We start from the raw sequence: 16,161 nt of genomic DNA on the forward strand, positions 1-16,161 counted from the left end.
TGCGATACGAAAGACGTAGCGTATGGAAATGTATGAGCGGTACGTGTGAACGGTAACTAGGTGAGGATTATGGCAAAACACGCACATAAACGTGGTATGACCAATCAGGTGGTCGAGTCGTCTGCGGCGGTGCCTGTACAGATAGGTGATACCGGGAATGGCCGTGACGGTGAGAGTCAGCGTCCGGCAAACCCCAATGTGAACGGCCAAGGGAGCAATCTTGCCGTGTGGCTTTCCGCCGTGCGGCCTAAAACGTTGCCTGCGTCCGTGGCGCCGGTGCTTGTCGGTGTGGCAGCGGGATACAAAGGGCTGATTACCCGCGGAACCTGTGCCACTTCGCGTCCTGGCGTCGGTGGCTGTGTGGAACGCAGCCTGGTACCTTCCCAAGGGTGGGCGATGTTTGCGGCATTGTCGGCGCTGTGCGCAGTGGTGGCTCTGTTCCTGCAGATTGCGGTCAATTTTGCCAATGACTATTCCGATGGCATTCGTGGCACTGATGCGGGGCGAGGCGATGCCGAGTCGCAAACCTCAAAACCGCAGCGCATCACCGCCTCCGGACTGGTGGCTCCCAAGCGTGTGCTGACCGCGGCGTTGGTCAACGCAGCCGTTGCCTGTGTGGCAGGTCTTGCTCTCATCGTGATGACCGGCACCTACTGGCTGCTGCTCGTCGGCGTGGCATGCCTGCTTGCGGGCTGGTTCTACACCGGTGGCAAACACCCGTACGGGTATGCCGGTTTCGGCGAAGTCGGCGTATTCGTATTCTTCGGCCTGGTGGCGGTACTAGGCACGCAATATGTGCTCAGCGGCGGCATCAGCGTCGATGGCGTGGTTGGAGCGGTACTGTGCGGACTGTTCTCCTGCTCCATTCTGATGGTCAACAACCTGCGTGATGTAAAAGAAGACGTGGTGAGCGGCAAAATGACGCTCGGCGTGCGTCTTGGAGAACATCGCGCACGTACGCTGCTGCTGGTGGTCTACTTGGCGTCGATGGCGTGCACCGTGCTGATGGCCTTTGCGCCGGTGCTGATGGCACGCGGCGAAGTGTGGACGGTTGATTTGGCGGGGCTGGTATTCACCGCCATTGGGTTTGTGGTTGCGGTGCCATGCATCAAGGTGGCGGGAGCTGCCACGCAAGCTGTAAAAAAGAACGATTTTGTCCACGCGCTGCCTGGCTGCAGTGCTTCGGTACTGCTGTTCTCGGTGATGTTCGTCGTAGTGGAACTGGCCATAGTGCTCTGAGCTCTGCCGCTTGTTCCGCATGGTGCGCAGGCATTGGTCTGCCCGTCCCATTCTCCGCTTAGAATGAACACCATGACTTACAAACTAGTTCTGCTCCGGCACGGCCAGAGCGCATGGAATAAAACAAACCAGTTCACTGGCTGGGTGGACGTTCCGCTCACCGAGCAGGGTGTGGAGGAAGCCAAGCGAGGCGGCGATCTGCTCAAAGAGAAGAACGTACTGCCCGACATCGTCTTCACCTCGCTGCTGCGCCGCGCCATCAACACGGCGAACTACGCGCTGGATGAGGCGGATCGCCTCTGGATTCCGGTGAAGCGCAGCTGGAGGCTCAACGAGCGTCACTATGGTGCTTTGCAAGGCAAGGACAAGACGCAGGTGCGCGAAGAGTATGGTGACGACCAGTTCATGGTTTGGCGCCGTTCCTACGGCACCCCGCCGCCGGACATCAACCCCGACGACGAATTCGCACAGAACCACGACCCGCGTTACGCCGGCGACCCGGTGCCTGAATCCGAGGCGCTCGCCAACGTGGTGACTCGCGTGACCCCGTACTGGGAGTCTGAGATTGTCCCCGAACTCAAGAGCGGCAAGACCGTCATGATTGCCGCGCACGGCAACTCGTTGCGTGCCATCGTCAAGATGCTGGACGGGCTGAGTGAGGAAGAGATCGCCAAGGTCAACATTCCCACCGCCATCCCGCTGCTGTACGAGCTGGATGAGGATATGAAGCCGATCAAGCCTCGCGGCGAGTACCTTGACCCCGAAGCCGCTGCTGCCGGTGCCGCAGCCGTTGCCGCGCAAGGGCAGAAGTAAATAAGACACTACACTGGCACAAAGCGCCAAGGGTATAGGAAACGTCCCGTGTTCAACGAGTCTATATGGCTCAGGGAACACGGGACGTTTCTGTTGCGGGTGGCGGCGATAGCTATGAGCCAATGGTACAAGGCAACGTACGCTGCCCTGTACCGCCGAATAGGGTGCTCAGCTTTACTGATCGCGGCTGCTCACGGCTGTCAGTCGTCCTCGCCCTTCGGCTCCTTGCTGGGATCGAACCCGGAGACGATGTATACCACCCGGCGTGCGGCAGAGACCGCATGGTCTCCCAAACGTTCCATGAATCTGGCGAGCAGCACTTCGTCGATGATCTGCTGACGTGTGGCCTGCCAGGTTTCGTCAAGAGCCAAATCGAAGGTTTCCTGATGCAACTGGTCAAGCGTGTTGTCGTCGGCGATGACACGGTCGGCGATGTCGGTGTCACGCTCGGCAAGCATGCCGGTCAACCGATCCGCGGTCATGTCGAGGAATGCTCTCATGGAGCTGAAAATTTGCTGCGTGCGTTCGTCTCTCGGCAGCGGTGAAGCCGGTGCTGTGCGCAGCGACGTCTGTGCAATATGCTGTGCCAGATCGCCCATACGCTCGAATGTTGCTGCAAGACGCAGTGCCGATACCACGATGCGCAGATCGGTGGCCACAGGGCTTTGCTGAGCCAGCAAACGTACGCACTGGTCGATGAGCTGCGCCTCAAGGGCGTTGATGGCGTCGTCGCCTTCCACCACGGTTTGCGCCGCTGCCATGTCTCCGTCAATCAGCGCCTTTCCGGCTCCGTGGATCGCTTGTGCCACAAGCTCGGACATGGTCTCCAAGGCATCGGCCACGCTCTGTAGTTCCTGATGGTAGATTACGCGCATTATTCCCCCAAACGGCGATAGTCCCAACGGTCGAAATATTCCCAAATCAGCAGTACCACGCCGATGGCCGTGCCTGCCACGCATACGACCACGTTGTACTCTACGTTGAACCCGCAGGCGAGCAATACCAGCGAAATCACCAAGGCGAGCACCCAGAGGGCCGTGACAGTAAGGAAAATCTTCCGTAAATCGACGCGCACGGGTTTCGGCGCGGGGCGGCACACGTCAGGGTTGACGATCGGAGCGAACTTCATGCCTTATACTCTAACCTTCGGGGGTACCTATCCATTACCCTATACAGGTGAAGCGGTGAAGGGAAGGCGGATCGTGTACTCAATCAAGCCAGTGGAGAAACGGTATGCATGGGGGTCGCGCACCCGCTTGCAACGTTTGTTTGGCTTGGATGACGCTGCCTCGCTCGCCAATGAGGCACCGGGTTCGGATGTTGACGAATCCCTTAATGATTCGTCGTCCTCTCCTGATCTGTCCAGTGGTGAACCGTTGGCGGAGATGTGGTTCAGCGGGCATGCGCAGTGGCCGTCGTTGCTGCAGGTGTCTTCGTCGCAGAACATCGCGCCAATACCGTTGACGCAGGCTATACGCTCCCAGCCGCAAGCCATGTTGGGAGCTCGCTGCTCAGCCCAGTTCGGACCGGTGCTGCCGTATTTGCTTAAAGTGATTTCGGCTCGCATTCCGTTGTCTTTGCAAGTGCATCCGGTTGATTTTGAGGCGCGTGCCGGCTTCAATGCCCAGAACGCGGCGGGCGTCCCATTGAATGCACCGGAGCGTTCGTTCCGGGATGCGGTGGCTAAAAACGAGATGGTGGTGGCGCTGGAACCGTTTGAGGCGTCGGTGGGGTTTGCCTCTCACGCATTCATGGTAGCGAACCTGGAATTGGTGGACCATCCGGTGGCGCGGCGCATGGTGCAACTTTTGGGGCGAACGGACTGTGACGCCGGGCAGGCGGATCGGATGATGCCTGCAGGAGCGGTGGTATGGCCGCCTTCGCGCAAACGGGTGTTTCGTGCGTTTCATGCGGCGGTGACCGCAGGGCCTGTCGACGGTCTGGTGCCGGCGCTTGAACATGCGCGAACCCGGATGACCGAGACGAAGGGCGCTCGCGCGTTTGCGTATGCGCTTGAGGCGGCGCACGCGTTTGAGGGCGATGCGAGTGTGCTGGCGCTGCTCATGATGAATCCCGTGCAGCTGGCGGAAGGTGAATCGGTGTTCATTCCCGCCGGCACGGTGCACGCGTATATTCACGGCACCGCAGCAGAGATCATGACGAATTCCGACAATGTGCTGCGAGCTGGGATGACGGTGAAACCGCGGGACATCGGCAATCTGTTGCACAGTCTTAACTGCCGTTCCGCACCGCCGATTGATCCCAGTGCCGGCGGATTGCGCACCATACTAGGGGACAGAGTCGTATACCGACCCCGCATCAGCGAATTCATGCTCACCTACGGCAGATTCGGAGAGTCGAAACGTCAATGGTTGGAACGACTGACGGAACGATACGGCAAAATGATGGCCGGGGCTGGGCGTCTGCAACGTCATTATGGGCCGCGCATTGTGCTGTGCACCGAAGGTGAGGTAAGCGTGGCTACGGCGGTGGACGCTCGCGTGCTCACACAAGGGCAAGCGGTGTTTGTCCCGGCCGCGGAAGGTTGGCTGGACATCGGCAAAGTGAACGGCGAATATGCGCAACCTGCGGAGGGTGCGTTCATCTGTGCGTCAACGCAGGTGTGAGCGCTGGCGAAATCCGGTCTTCAAGTTATGCTGATAGAAATATTTCGATTTGCTGGAGACCGCTATGAGCCATGCTTTGCATAAAGCGCCGAAGAGCGCTTCGCGGGCTGGTGTGTTTGGTGTGCTCGGAGCGTTTGCGTCGCACGGTGGGGAGACTGCTCCGAGAGGTGCGCATGTTCGTTCGACAGCAGATGAGGGATCGGCTTCTGTCTCCCGGTCGCCCCTGCGCTTTAATGAAGCGCTTTTTGGCTCGGCTTCTCAGCCGGTTGTTTCACCGTCGGTGCGCCATGCTTCCCGCGGTTCGGCGGCGCTTTCGTTGGATCCCGATGTGTTGCGTGCCATCAACTCCACGGTTCCCAAGACGCGCAAGGCGTTGCGGCAGGAGCGCAAGTCCCGCGCGCGCCACACACAGATTGCGGTGTCGCTGTCATGCGCGGCATTGGTGGGCACGATTGTCTCCGTTGCCGCAATGTCCGATAGGCCCGACACGGCTTTGGCTTCCAGCCGGGGAACTAGTGCGGCAGAACATGTAGTCAAGACCGCGGTGCCGCTCTCGCAGACTGCAGGCCGCGATCCGGTGGCATCTGATGCAGGGGCCAAAGGTGAGGAAACGACCGGGACGAACCCTTCCTCCACGCCGGGCGAAGGCCAGAGCGGGAAGAACAAGGTTCGCACGGAGCAGACGTCGAACGATGGTGCTTGGAATCTTGGGCAAAGTGGTTTGGACGTACGCCAGTTGTCCAAACTCACGGCGAAGAATCCTGCCGTGGCAGCATTGCTGGACGGCGATCAGGATGTGCTGCCTTCGGGTTTTCAGCCCGATCATGCGTCTGGAGACACCGGTAACAGCTACGAGTTCAGCCAATGCACGTGGTGGGTATATCAGCGGCGTCATGAACTGGGGCTGCCGGTCGGATCGAACATGGGCAACGGTGAAGCGTGGGCTGCTTCGGCGCAGCGGCTGGGGTACTGGGTGGACCACACTGCTCGGCATGTGGGTGACATCATGGTGTTCGCTGCTGGGCAGGACGGCAGCGATCCGATATGTGGCCATGTGGCCGTCATTGAGAAGATTAACCCCGACGGTTCGGTGGAAACTTCCGAAAGTGGCGCTCCCATGAACGGAAAGACGTTCTCGCGCACGTTTACCGCAGCTCAGGTTTCCGCTCACGCCGTGATTCACTACTGACAGGCACAATGCGTGGTACGCTGCGCTGAGACCTTATAAATTCACGCCGCATGTTAGGGTGTGATTATGTCAAGAACTTCGAAGTCACTCACCTCGCTCTTCACAGCGGCTTTGGCGAGCGTCTCCCTGTTGGCGTTGGCGCCGGGGGCCGTCGCGGCCGCACCTGCACCAGTCGAACAGGCTGTAACGGCTTCGAGATCATTCCGTAAAATGAGTTCTGTACAGCTGAACTTGCTGCAGGAATCCACTTCTTCCGACGTTGATGCGGAGTCGAATTGGGGCGGGGTCGAGTCCCTCGACGTCCCGCAGACTCAGTCGCAGGCGCAAAAAGATGAAGAGGCTCGCAAGGCTGCCGCTGATGAGGCGGCAAAACAGGCTGCGCAGAACGCTGCCGGGTCTGCAAATGCTGGTCGTTCCCGCTCTAGTTCGCAGCCAGGCTCAGCGCCTGTGCCGAATTTCACGGTGACTCCTCCTAACGGAAAGACTGCGTCTTCGGTGCTGTCGTTCGCCGGCCAGTTTGTAGGCAAATCGCCGTATGTCAGTGGCGGTACGTCGCCCCAGGGCTGGGATTGCTCCGGGTTCGTGCAGTATGTGTTCGCTCAGTTCGGTATCGGTTTACCGCGCACGTCCGGTGAGCAGGCCAAGGTTGGTCGACCGGTGGCTGACCTGTCGCAGGCCATGCCGGGAGACATCATTGCCAATGGTCAGCATGTGGCTATTTATGTCGGCAACGGCATGGTGGTGAACGCCATGAATGAACGTGCCGGAACTACGTATGCGCTGGTAAGCCAGGCAATGAGCGGATCCTACTCCATCCGCCGCGTACTGTAGTACGGTCTGGGTTCAACTGAGTACCATATCAAGTTGTAGCCGACGGCTGGCTGTTGTTTGTGCGCCTACGGCTGTCAGCATCGGCCTGCATCGCTGCGCACGTCAAAATCGACTAGTGCCATGTCACCTCGCGCATATATGAAACGCGTATGACGTGCTGGTCTGCGCTATTTGCCAAAACGCGGTATCCTTGTATTGAAGGGGCGGCTCAGCCGCACCATAGTTCCAAGGAGGGTAGTTATGGTAAACGACAAGTCTATTTTGGTTGGAGTTGACGGCTCAAAGGCGAGCTACAAGGCCACGTGGTGGGCGGCGAATTACGCCAAGCATGCTGGACTTAAGCTTCAGATCGTGTGTGCATATTCTCTGCCGAGCTACGCTGCGGTTTCATTCGATGCCACCTACAGTTCGGTTGGTGACGACAATGCCGCTCACGCCGACGCTCAAGACATCCTTTCCAAGGCCAAGGCTGTTGCCGCCGGTCAGGGTGTCGATGCGGAAACGTTGATTGTCACCGGAGATCCATCGGCGGTATTCGTTGAGCTGTCGCGCAATTACAACCTCATCGTGATTGGTAACCGTGGCAAGGGGGGCCTTGCCGAGCGTCTGTTGGGCACCACGAGTTCCTCGCTGCCGGCATATGCTTACTGCCCCATTGTGGTGGTGCCGTATACCGACGATGACGGTAACACCATGCATCTGAACAATACGATTACCAAAGTGGCTGTGGGCATTGACGAGAGCCAGTGGGGACAGAAAGCGCTGCAGATAGCCGGCGACCTTGCTGCGGAACGTGGTGCCAGCCTTGATGTAATCGATGCTGTTCCCGGCCTGCAGGGTGTGGTGGACGAAGAGGGTGTCAAAGAATCCTACATGGAGGATTTGGAAGGCATGATCGCTTCGCTGCGTCAGGCTCATCCCGACCTTGAGATCAATAAGGCCATCGTTCCTGAGAGTGCGGTGAGCGCATTGACCAAGGCCAGCGCCGACCATGATGTGGTGGTCGTCGGTTCTCGCGGTCGTGGCGGGTTCACCGGTCTGCTGGTCGGTTCGACCAGTCAAGGGCTGATTCAGCATTCCGAGGGGCCGGTTTATGTGGTTCCGCGTAAGTTCGTCGAGGCAGAGCAGTCGCGTGCGAACAGTGCGCCGGACAGTGTGGACGGTGTCGAGAAGGTGACGGTGGAGACAGCCGATAGCGAGCAGGCCGAGGCTCTCGCATCGTCTATCGATCCGAAGCACTGACTCGCCAGAAGCACTGACTGGCTAGAAGTACTGACTCTTGGCTCGCACCTGTGCGGCTTGGAGCGGTGTTCATATACAAAGTGGTGCCTGCTTCCCTCAAGGGAACAGGCACCACTTTTGTTTTCCGTTGTGGCGCTGGCGCTGCTGTTGTGGCATCAGCGTTCTGCATCAACCATCAATCGGTAGGTCGCTGCCGGTTCAGTGGCGTACCGTCACGTCCATGCGTACGGGGGTTTCCTTCTCATACGTGTGCTTGACGGTGCAGGACTTGTCGATATGCCGTTTCACGCGCTCCTGGAGTTTGTCGGCATCTTCGTCGCTCATATCCGTGCCGGAAGCGTCGACTACCACCTGCTCATTGAAGCTGATGTAGGAGTCATCGGTGCCGTCATACGTGCCGTTAACGATGATCTTGGCGCCGGCTCCTTCTCCCAGAGCCCGTTCGACGGGCATTTGGCTGGAAAGCGCGGCGCATGCTGCCAACGCTATCTTGGAGAGATCTCCAGGGCTGAACTGACCTTTGCCGTGGCCGAACTTCAAGTGTGCGCCGTCGTCGCTGAACGCGTCCCAGGAACCGTCTTTGTTGCGTTCCACCCATAACCTTTTACCCATGAGAGCCTCCTTGATGTATGCGGTCGTTGGAAACGACTGGTGTATCCAATGTATCGCCGAGCGGAAACATGTGCCGGTTGTCTCTTAAGTGTTTCTGTGATTTATACTGTTTGCGCTCTGCTTCCGGCTTACCGCACACCGACTTTCAGAGCGCTCTGCGTACGGTTTTGCCTTGCCGTACCAAGTTGTCGGGCATGTTCGGAAACCTTGGGCTGGCGCGTTGCCAGCTCAATACCGATTGTTAGAATGGCCTCATGTTGACACCTGAACAGCTTGCAGATATTCGCACACGCATTCCCGCGCGCCCCAAGACAGACATTCCCACGCCGTATGAGGATCTGGTGCGCAAAATCCTGACCGAGGGAACATTGAAGACCGACCGTACCGGCACGGGCACAATCTCGCTCTTCGGCCAGCAGATGCGTTTTGACCTCGCTGATTCGTTCCCGCTGCTCACCACCAAAACTGTGTTCTTCAAAGGTTTGGCATACGAGCTGCTCTGGTTCCTCAAAGGGTCGAGCAATGTGCGTTGGCTGCAAGAGAACAACGTCCACATCTGGGATGAGTGGGCTGACGAGAACGGTGACTTGGGGCCGGTGTACGGAGTGCAGTGGCGTAGCTGGCCGGCACCTACGGCCGAGGATCCGAACCGTACCATCGATCAGATCACCAATGTGATGAATCTCATCAAGACCAGTCCGGACTCACGCCGCATGGTGGTCACCGCCTGGAATCCGGCAGAGGTCGATCAGATGGCGTTGCCTCCATGCCATGCGCTCTTCCAGTTCTATGTGGCCGATGGCAAGCTGTCCTGCCAGCTGTACCAGCGTTCGTGCGACATGTTCCTCGGGGTGCCGTTCAACATCGCCTCCTATTCGCTGCTCACGCTCATGATGGCGCAGCAGACCGGCCTGGAGCCGGGGGAGTTCGTCTGGACGGGCGGTGACTGTCACGTGTACGACAATCACATCGATCAGGTGCTGGAGCAGTTGGGCAGAGAGCCGTACCCGTACCCGAAGATCAAGATTGCCAAGGCCGATTCGCTGTTCGATTACCAGTTCAGCGACTTTGAGATAGTCGACTACCGCCATCATCCCACCATCAAGGCTCCCGTTGCGGTCTGAGTGGTTGAGTAGGCTTGTGCCGCAAGTTTGATTTCAAGGAGTGACGAAATGGAGCATGACAGTAGTCGCAGCGGATATCACGAACCCGAGCCCGGATTTGCCGGGCTTGAGAGTGACGAGGACTGGGGAGACGATGTCGTCAAAACGTTCTCGGTGAACCTGATTTGGGCCTGTGCCCAAGACAAGGACGGTCGCGATGGAGCGATGGGGTTCAAAGGCGGCATTCCGTGGCATTTGGCTGAGGATATGCGCAGGTTCAAAGAACTGACAGTATCTCACCCGGTTATTATGGGGCGCAAGACGTGGGACTCGTTGAACGAGAAGTTCCGTCCGCTGCCCAACCGTGACAACATTGTAGTCTCGCATGATCCGCATTATCGTGCTGAGGGGGCCACGGTGGCTCCTGATATTGAAGCGGCGCTCGATTTGGCTCGGCAAGAGGCCATTCCTGATGATGGACTGGATCGCAGCGAGATTTGGGTCATTGGCGGTGCGCAGATTTTCAAAGCCGTCGAGCCGTTCGCCAACAAGGCGTATGTCACGTATATTCAGGGCTGTGTAGACGCCGATACGTATGCGCCCGACATTGAGTCGAGGGTGAACGAAGGTCTGTGGCATGTTGAGCGCAGCACGGATTGGGTGGCACCTGCCAACCCGGAAGGTGAGGTGTGTTCGTACCGGTTTGTGGATTACGCGAAGAATTGATTTCATGGGGTCGGCGGCGAGCCGGCCTCATTGGTATTGGAGCAATGCGGGTCGGCTGTTATAGCCGGCACTGCTTGAGCCGAGGGTTCCGGTACGGTGAAAGGACGACGGATGAGTGAACAGGTTCCGTACACAGTGATGACGGTGTGCACCGGCAATATTTGCCGTTCGCCTATGGCAGAAATTATTTTGCGTGCACGGTTTGCCGAGCGCGGACTGGACTCGCTGGTCGCTGTGGAGTCGAGCGGCGTGAGTGATGAGGAGTATGGTCATCCTATCGATCGTCGCGCACTCAAGGTCCTGCGGGAGCGTGGCTATGAGATTCCGGCCAGTCACTTTGCCCATCGCATCACGAGGGATGAGATTGAGCGCACGGATCTGTTCTTGCCGATGACTGCGTCGCATATGAGCTCATTATTGCGCCAGTTGCCTCAGTCTAAGCGTGGGCAGGTGCATCTGTATCGCAGCTTCGACCCGAATCTGCCGACGCCCAAGCCGGGGCGTGAAAGCGAGATCGACTTGGTGGATCCTTGGTACGGTGGTCCGGAAGATTTTGATATTGCCATCAATCAGATTGACGAAGTCGCTCCGTACATCGTTGACTGGGTAGAGGAGCAACTGAAGCAGTAACAGCTTATGGACGCGGCATCAAAACTCAGAAATTGGCGTCGCGTCACATAAGGCAAGAAGAACGTAAAAGGAAATACACTGCACAAGAAGAGAAGAATGGTGGCTCCGAGCGGCGTCGATCCGCTGACCTAACGATTTTCAGTCGTTCGCTCTACCAACTGAGCTACAGAGCCATGGAAAACAAAACCCGGAAGACCGGGCATTGAAATCCTAGCGACTCCGGCCGGACTTGAACCGGTGACCTCCGCCGTGACAGGGCGGCGCTCTAACCAACTGAGCTACGGAGCCGTGTTGCGCTTTCGCAAGCAACGATGATTAAGCTTACCCGAAACTCTGACATCCGCAAGTGCCCGCGTGTCGCGATGTGTCGGCTGTACGCCAAGACTCGATACACTGGCTGCTATGGAAGAACTTCAGCAGCATCAAAGCGCCGATATACAGCAGCAGGAAACTGGCGGTTCCGGCATAGGCGAAGGTCAGGGGTCTCAGGAACGCACGCCTCGCAAAACGGTGAGGTCGTTTGTGCGGCGCTCGAGCCATATCGACGAGCGGCTCAAGCGGGCTCGCGAACGGTATGCGGAAGACTTGCTGCTCAATGTGGGTGACGAGCAGGAATCAGGTTCACTCGGCGTGCGCCCCGGCGTGACGTTGAGCCGCAAGTTGGTGAGGGATACTTGGGGCAATGATCACTCTCTCGTAGTGGAGATCGGATCGGGACAGGGGGAGAACGTGGTTGCGGCGGCACAGGGCAACCCCGATATGAATTTCCTGGCTTTGGAGGTGTATGACCAAGGGGTGGCGCACACCATGCTGATGGCGGGCAAGCTGGGACTGCGTAACCTGCGCATCTGTCAAGTGGACGCCTCCGATCTCATGGCAGTGGCTGAGCCGGGGGTGGCGTCTCAGGTGTGGACGTTCTTCCCGGACCCGTGGCCCAAGATGCGCCATCACAAGCGCCGGATTGTGCAGCCGGCTTTGGCGGAACATGTACACCGTGCTTTGGTTGATGGCGGTTCGTGGCGCTTGGCCACAGATATTGAGGATTATGCTTTGCATGTGCACGAAGTGATGGATGGCAGGAGCGATTTTCGAAATGCCGGAGAGCTTCAGGTTTCCTTGCCGGTGGAGCACGTCGGCAAGGGGACGGTGGACGAGGCGATGCATCTTGAGCATGCCCTGTTTACTGAGTCTGAACGGTTCAAAGGCAGAATGGTAACGAACTTTGAGCGTAAGGGGATTGCAGCGGGCCGTGTAATTCATGATTTTGAATATGTGGCGCAGTGAGATGAGTGTTGCATGAATTGCTCGATGCTATATAAAATGCGGTGTTTGTCGGTGTGTCGCGCAATTCGCAACACACCGTTTGCCGTTGGTCTGTGCCGTATTTTAGACTGATTGAGTTGTTGGCCCCCTTCGTCTAACGGTTAGGACACCAGACTTTCAATCTGACAACGAGAGTTCGACTCTCTCAGGGGGTACCGCGCGGGCTGTTCTCAAGTTCGCATATCTCCTTTTCTTTTTCACGTTTATATCGGCTCTGCTGTGTTCGGAATTTGTTCCTCGCGTTCCCTATAATGAGCAGTGGTGATACTGCAAATCGCCGAACGCTGATGGCGTCGATCCCCTTGTGCGGACTTTCCGCAAGGCCGGTGTCCGCTTTCAGCTACAGGACTTTGAAGGTGCCTCGAACGCCGATTGGCGTGGTCGTGAGTGAGACGCGGCGTGAGACCGAGGCCGAAGAAAAGCGTTGCATTGCAGAGTGACGCGAGGAGCATTGTGCCCGTTACCAAACAGGACGGCGCGGATCAAAACGCCGTGGAACAGAACGATATTGCCAAGCCTGCCGCTGCCAAGCGTCAGACATTTTCCCTCTTCCAGGAACCGGTGATTCCTGATCTTGACGATTTTGAGGTGCAACGCGAGGGGCGCCGCGGGAGGAACGAGGACGAGCAGCGTCCTTCACGCCGCCGCAGGCTCAATGCCGAAGAGCGTCGTGCCGCCGACGAGGTCGAGCAGATCGAAGAGGATCTCGAGGACGAACGCATAGACTATCGCCCCATCAGCATTGACTACGATGACGATGCTGCCGATTTCATCGACATTGATGACCGTGATGATGCGCCGCGCACACAACAGCCGTCAAAACGTACGTCGCGCTCTCGTTCCGGCCGTTCCAATCGCTCTGAGCGCGACAATCGCAACGCGCGCAGCGATGCGCGAGAGGAATCTTCTCGTCATGGACGGCGCGATGAGCACGACGAACGAGATGACCGTGACGAGCGCGAAGAAGATCGTGACGGACGCTCCGGTCGGCGCAGTCGTACCACCGAACGTGGGGGGCGTGTGGACCGCTCCAACCGCAGAGACCGCAATGGTTCTCGCACTCGCAGAAACTCGCGTAGCCGTGATTTCGATGACGACCGAGAAGACTTCTTTGACCCGGACGCAATCGAGGCTGTCGAAGACATTGATATTGACATCGACAGCGACAACGATGCGCGCGGCAAGCGTGGTCACGGGCACAGCCGCATTGTGCGTATCGACGACGATAGCGATTTTGACGATCCGTTCAGCGATGATGACGAGTTCATCGACATCAACGAGCGAACAGAGGGCACAGGGCGTGACTCGTCGAACCGTAGGCGTGCTGCGGAGCGTGAGCCGAAGCGTGGCCGTGGCGCTCAATCCGCCCGTTTGAGCCGTCGTGACGAAGATGAGCGTGACGAGGAACCGGCAAGTGAAACTCGCCGTCGTGTGCGCAAGCATGCCGAGCGTTCAGAGGATGTAGACAGGTTCTCGAGAGAAGCGAAGCCTGAGCGCGATGATCGTGACAACGGAGATGATGAGCAGGATGAGCGCTCGTCGAGCCGTTCCCGGGTACGTTCACGTTCCCAGCGAGACCGTGATCGTGAGAGCGAAGAAGACGATCAGCCGCTGACACGCCGTCGTCGGCGCCGCCGCACCGAGCGTGACGAGAGGGACGAGCGCGAGCCTCGGACTCGTGAAGGCGTACAGGGCTCTTCCACGCGTTCGCGCAAGCAGCAATACATCGACGAAATCACCGACATCGAAGGTTCCACCAGACTCGCGGCCAAGAAGCAGCGTCGCAAGGACAACCGCCGTGAGCGTAACCGGCAGAGTCAGATCATGGAACAGGACTTCTTGGCACGCCGCGAGAACGTGGAACGTCTCATGGTGGTGCGTGAGAAGGGGCAGCACACCCAGATTTCCGTTATCGAAGACAACGTGTTGGTGGAACATTACGTCTCCGATATCCAAGAGGTTTCCACGGTAGGCAACATCTACCTTGGCCGTGTGCAGAATGTGCTTCCCAGCATGGAGGCGGCATTCGTCGACATCGGTCAGGCGCGCAACGGTGTGCTGTATGCCGGTGAAGTGAACTGGGATTCCACACGTTTGGAGGGGCAGCCGCGCCGCATCGAACTGGCATTCAAGTCCGGCGATCCGGTGCTGGTGCAGGTCACCAAGGATCCGATCGGGCACAAAGGTCCGCGCTTGACGTCGCAGATTACTTTGGCTGGCCGTTTCCTGGTGCTGGTACCGTCAGGCGGCATGACGGGTGTGAGCCGCAAGCTGCCTGAGAAGGAGCGCACCAGGCTGAAGTCCATTGTTTCTCGCATCGGGCCGAAGGGCATGGGCGTGATTATTCGCACCGCCGCCGAGGGGGCCAGCGAAGAGGCGTTGGAACACGATTTGCAGACGCTGGAACGCCAGTGGGAGCAGATTGAGCAGAGGCGTGAGGAGTTCCGCCACGGCAAGCGGGCCAAGCTGCTGCAGGGTGAACCTGATGTCGCAATCCGTGTGGTGCGTGACATTTTCAACGACGATTTCTCCAAGATGATCGTGGAGGGAGACGAGGTATATTCTCGCATCGAGGAATACCTCAATACCATGGCTCCGGACCTTGAGGACAGACTGGAACGTTGGGATCCTGAAGAGCACGAAGGCAAGGACGTGTTCGACAAGTGGCAGATTGACTCCCAGCTGCGCAAGGGCATGGAGCGCCAAGTGTACTTGCCTTCCGGCGGCTCGATCGTGATCGACCGCACCGAAGCCATGACCACCATTGACGTGAACACCGGACGGTTCATCGGCAAGGGCAAGTCGCTTGAGGAGACGGTGACGCGTTGCAATCTGGAGGCCAGCGAGGAGATCGCCCGCCAGCTGCGCCTGCGTGACATCGGCGGCATGATCATGATCGATTACGTCGATATGGTGATGCCGGCCAACCGTGACCTGGTGCTGCGCCGTCTTATGGAGTGCCTGGCTCGCGACCACACCAAGCATCAGGTGGCTGAGGTCACCTCGCTCGGCTTGGTGCAGATGACACGTAAGCGTGTGGGGCAGGGGCTGGTTGAGGCGTTCTCCGAGGAATGCCCCACGTGCAAGGGCCGCGGGTTCATCCTGCACGATGAGCCTACAGTCTCCGCGGATTACGCTGATCCCTACGCACTCAAGGGTGGAGATCCGTTCGTCAAGACCAACAAGCATGGTCACGGTGCCCCTGAAGTGCAGGCTCCTCAAGGGTCGAGTGCCTCGGTGAAGGCCAAGCTGGCTCAAATTGCCGCTGCGGCTGTTGCTGCAGGGGACGATGAAAGCGAGAGCGACGATGTTGCGGTCGGTGCTTCTGCATCGGGTTTTGAGGAGTCGGAAGAAGACTGAGTGAAACGCGCCCCGGTACTGGTGAAAGTTAGTACCGGGGACGGTGTACACTTATGAGCTAGTGTCTGGCCGCGAGGCTCAGTCGTGCCGGGCAATATGCTTTTACGAATAGCAAGGAATGGGATATGTACGCGATTGTGAAGGCCGGCGGCCATCAGGAGAAGGTCGAGGTCGGTGACACCATCTTGGTCAACCGTCTCAAGGCAAAGAAGGGCGAGACTGTGGAGTTCCCGGTCGCGCTCGTGGTTGATGGCGCCAAGGTGACCTTGGCTGCCAAGGATTTGGCGAAGATGTCCGTCAAGGCCGAAGTGGTCAACGATGAGGCCAAGGGCCCGAAGATCAACATCCAGAAGTTCAAGAACAAGACCGGCGTTGCTCGTCGCAAGGGTCACCGCCAGCCGCTGTCCATTCTGAAGATCACGGCCATCGCCTGATTTCAGCGCAGTTTCAAACTTAGGTCGCGCAC

15 protein-coding genes and 3 tRNA genes are annotated in these 16,161 nt (G+C 58.3%); 13 read left to right on the top strand and 5 right to left on the bottom strand.

All coding sequences use genetic code 11. The annotated features are described in order from the left end of the window. The first annotated feature begins 69 nt into the window (after positions 1 to 69). Positions 70 to 1,239 carry a 1,4-dihydroxy-2-naphthoate octaprenyltransferase gene (menA, locus tag AC3B5A_RS07365; protein WP_489760325.1) on the top strand — a complete coding sequence of 390 codons (1,170 nt, stop codon included), beginning with the start codon at positions 70 to 72 and terminating at the stop codon, positions 1,237 to 1,239. A gap of 72 nt (positions 1,240 to 1,311) precedes the next feature. Further along, entirely contained in the window at positions 1,312 to 2,052 is a 741-nt protein-coding gene (locus tag AC3B5A_RS07370) for a phosphoglyceromutase (protein ID WP_489760324.1), read from the top strand. 200 nt (positions 2,053 to 2,252) lie between these two features. On the opposite strand, the gene phoU is transcribed toward AC3B5A_RS07370, so the two are convergent. After that, a complete protein-coding gene (gene phoU, locus AC3B5A_RS07375; protein WP_489760323.1) occupies positions 2,253 to 2,927 on the bottom strand; it encodes a phosphate signaling complex protein PhoU in 675 nt (224 codons plus the stop codon). Further along, the gene (locus AC3B5A_RS07380) at positions 2,927 to 3,181 is read right to left on the bottom strand and encodes a DUF2530 domain-containing protein (protein ID WP_489760322.1); all 255 of its coding nucleotides are present in this window, start codon (positions 3,179 to 3,181) and stop codon (positions 2,927 to 2,929) included. The genes phoU and AC3B5A_RS07380 overlap by 1 nt, the downstream gene beginning before the upstream one ends. Positions 3,182 to 3,254: 73 nt before the next feature. Between AC3B5A_RS07380 and manA the strand changes: the two genes are divergently transcribed. The 4 genes from manA (at position 3,255) to AC3B5A_RS07400 (ending at position 7,941) form a co-directional block, all read left to right on the top strand. Continuing rightward, complete coding sequence (gene manA, locus AC3B5A_RS07385) at positions 3,255 to 4,679, top strand: mannose-6-phosphate isomerase, class I (protein ID WP_489760321.1); 1,425 nt, start codon at positions 3,255 to 3,257, stop codon at positions 4,677 to 4,679. 64 nt (positions 4,680 to 4,743) lie between these two features. Then, positions 4,744 to 5,868: a CHAP domain-containing protein gene (locus tag AC3B5A_RS07390; RefSeq protein ID WP_489800012.1), complete on the top strand. Its 1,125-nt coding sequence runs from the start codon at positions 4,744 to 4,746 to the stop codon at positions 5,866 to 5,868. Positions 5,869 to 5,934: 66 nt separating this feature from the next. Continuing rightward, a complete protein-coding gene (locus AC3B5A_RS07395) occupies positions 5,935 to 6,699 on the top strand; it encodes a C40 family peptidase (protein ID WP_489800013.1) in 765 nt (254 codons plus the stop codon). A 240-nt stretch (positions 6,700 to 6,939) separates the two neighbouring features. After that, on the top strand, positions 6,940 to 7,941 hold the full coding sequence (locus AC3B5A_RS07400; RefSeq protein ID WP_489760318.1) for a universal stress protein: 1,002 nt from the start codon (positions 6,940 to 6,942) through the stop codon (positions 7,939 to 7,941). 198 nt (positions 7,942 to 8,139) lie between these two features. On the opposite strand, the gene AC3B5A_RS07405 is transcribed toward AC3B5A_RS07400, so the two are convergent. Next, positions 8,140 to 8,553 carry an OsmC family protein gene (locus AC3B5A_RS07405; protein WP_489800014.1) on the bottom strand — a complete coding sequence of 138 codons (414 nt, stop codon included), beginning with the start codon at positions 8,551 to 8,553 and terminating at the stop codon, positions 8,140 to 8,142. Between the two features lie 254 nt (positions 8,554 to 8,807). On the opposite strand from AC3B5A_RS07405, the gene AC3B5A_RS07410 reads away from it, so the two are divergent. The 3 genes from AC3B5A_RS07410 (at position 8,808) to AC3B5A_RS07420 (ending at position 11,012) form a co-directional block, all read left to right on the top strand. After that, on the top strand, positions 8,808 to 9,677 hold the full coding sequence (locus tag AC3B5A_RS07410) for a thymidylate synthase (protein ID WP_489800015.1): 870 nt from the start codon (positions 8,808 to 8,810) through the stop codon (positions 9,675 to 9,677). A gap of 48 nt (positions 9,678 to 9,725) precedes the next feature. Continuing rightward, on the top strand, positions 9,726 to 10,382 hold the full coding sequence (locus tag AC3B5A_RS07415) for a dihydrofolate reductase (protein ID WP_489800016.1): 657 nt from the start codon (positions 9,726 to 9,728) through the stop codon (positions 10,380 to 10,382). Positions 10,383 to 10,493: 111 nt separating this feature from the next. Then, positions 10,494 to 11,012, top strand: a complete 519-nt coding sequence (locus AC3B5A_RS07420) for a low molecular weight protein-tyrosine-phosphatase (RefSeq protein ID WP_489800017.1) — start codon at positions 10,494 to 10,496, stop codon at positions 11,010 to 11,012. Between the two features lie 97 nt (positions 11,013 to 11,109). Here the strand turns inward: AC3B5A_RS07420 and AC3B5A_RS07425 are convergent. Continuing rightward, positions 11,110 to 11,185, bottom strand: a tRNA-Phe gene (locus AC3B5A_RS07425). Between the two features lie 41 nt (positions 11,186 to 11,226). Beyond that, positions 11,227 to 11,300 (bottom strand) — tRNA-Asp (locus AC3B5A_RS07430). A 114-nt stretch (positions 11,301 to 11,414) separates the two neighbouring features. Between AC3B5A_RS07430 and trmB the strand changes: the two genes are divergently transcribed. The 4 genes from trmB (at position 11,415) to rplU (ending at position 16,129) form a co-directional block, all read left to right on the top strand. Then, positions 11,415 to 12,296, top strand: coding sequence for a tRNA (guanosine(46)-N7)-methyltransferase TrmB (gene trmB, locus AC3B5A_RS07435; RefSeq protein WP_489800018.1), 882 nt, complete (start codon positions 11,415 to 11,417; stop codon positions 12,294 to 12,296). 122 nt (positions 12,297 to 12,418) lie between these two features. Next, positions 12,419 to 12,490, top strand: a tRNA-Glu gene (locus AC3B5A_RS07440). Positions 12,491 to 12,788: 298 nt separating this feature from the next. After that, entirely contained in the window at positions 12,789 to 15,695 is a 2,907-nt protein-coding gene (locus tag AC3B5A_RS07445) for an Rne/Rng family ribonuclease (protein WP_489800019.1), read from the top strand. A 125-nt stretch (positions 15,696 to 15,820) separates the two neighbouring features. Next, a complete protein-coding gene (rplU, locus tag AC3B5A_RS07450) occupies positions 15,821 to 16,129 on the top strand; it encodes a 50S ribosomal protein L21 (protein ID WP_489760311.1) in 309 nt (102 codons plus the stop codon). Positions 16,130 to 16,161 lie beyond the last annotated feature (32 nt).

The sequence above is a fragment of the Bifidobacterium sp. ESL1133 genome (assembly GCF_058107325.1).

What these genes read in the sequence shown, in the direction of transcription:
- menA (WP_489760325.1), top strand. Translation starts at nt 70, where the DNA reads ATGGCAAAACACGCACATAAACGTGGTATGACCAATCAGGTGGTCGAG.
- AC3B5A_RS07370 (WP_489760324.1), top strand. Translation starts at nt 1,312, where the DNA reads ATGACTTACAAACTAGTTCTGCTCCGGCACGGCCAGAGCGCATGGAAT.
- phoU (WP_489760323.1), bottom strand. Translation starts at nt 2,927, where the DNA reads ATGCGCGTAATCTACCATCAGGAACTACAGAGCGTGGCCGATGCCTTG.
- AC3B5A_RS07380 (WP_489760322.1), bottom strand. Translation starts at nt 3,181, where the DNA reads ATGAAGTTCGCTCCGATCGTCAACCCTGACGTGTGCCGCCCCGCGCCG.
- AC3B5A_RS07390 (WP_489800012.1), top strand. Translation starts at nt 4,744, where the DNA reads ATGAGCCATGCTTTGCATAAAGCGCCGAAGAGCGCTTCGCGGGCTGGT.
- AC3B5A_RS07395 (WP_489800013.1), top strand. Translation starts at nt 5,935, where the DNA reads ATGTCAAGAACTTCGAAGTCACTCACCTCGCTCTTCACAGCGGCTTTG.
- AC3B5A_RS07400 (WP_489760318.1), top strand. Translation starts at nt 6,940, where the DNA reads ATGGTAAACGACAAGTCTATTTTGGTTGGAGTTGACGGCTCAAAGGCG.
- AC3B5A_RS07405 (WP_489800014.1), bottom strand. Translation starts at nt 8,553, where the DNA reads ATGGGTAAAAGGTTATGGGTGGAACGCAACAAAGACGGTTCCTGGGAC.
- AC3B5A_RS07410 (WP_489800015.1), top strand. Translation starts at nt 8,808, where the DNA reads ATGTTGACACCTGAACAGCTTGCAGATATTCGCACACGCATTCCCGCG.
- AC3B5A_RS07415 (WP_489800016.1), top strand. Translation starts at nt 9,726, where the DNA reads ATGGAGCATGACAGTAGTCGCAGCGGATATCACGAACCCGAGCCCGGA.
- AC3B5A_RS07420 (WP_489800017.1), top strand. Translation starts at nt 10,494, where the DNA reads ATGAGTGAACAGGTTCCGTACACAGTGATGACGGTGTGCACCGGCAAT.
- trmB (WP_489800018.1), top strand. Translation starts at nt 11,415, where the DNA reads ATGGAAGAACTTCAGCAGCATCAAAGCGCCGATATACAGCAGCAGGAA.
- rplU (WP_489760311.1), top strand. Translation starts at nt 15,821, where the DNA reads ATGTACGCGATTGTGAAGGCCGGCGGCCATCAGGAGAAGGTCGAGGTC.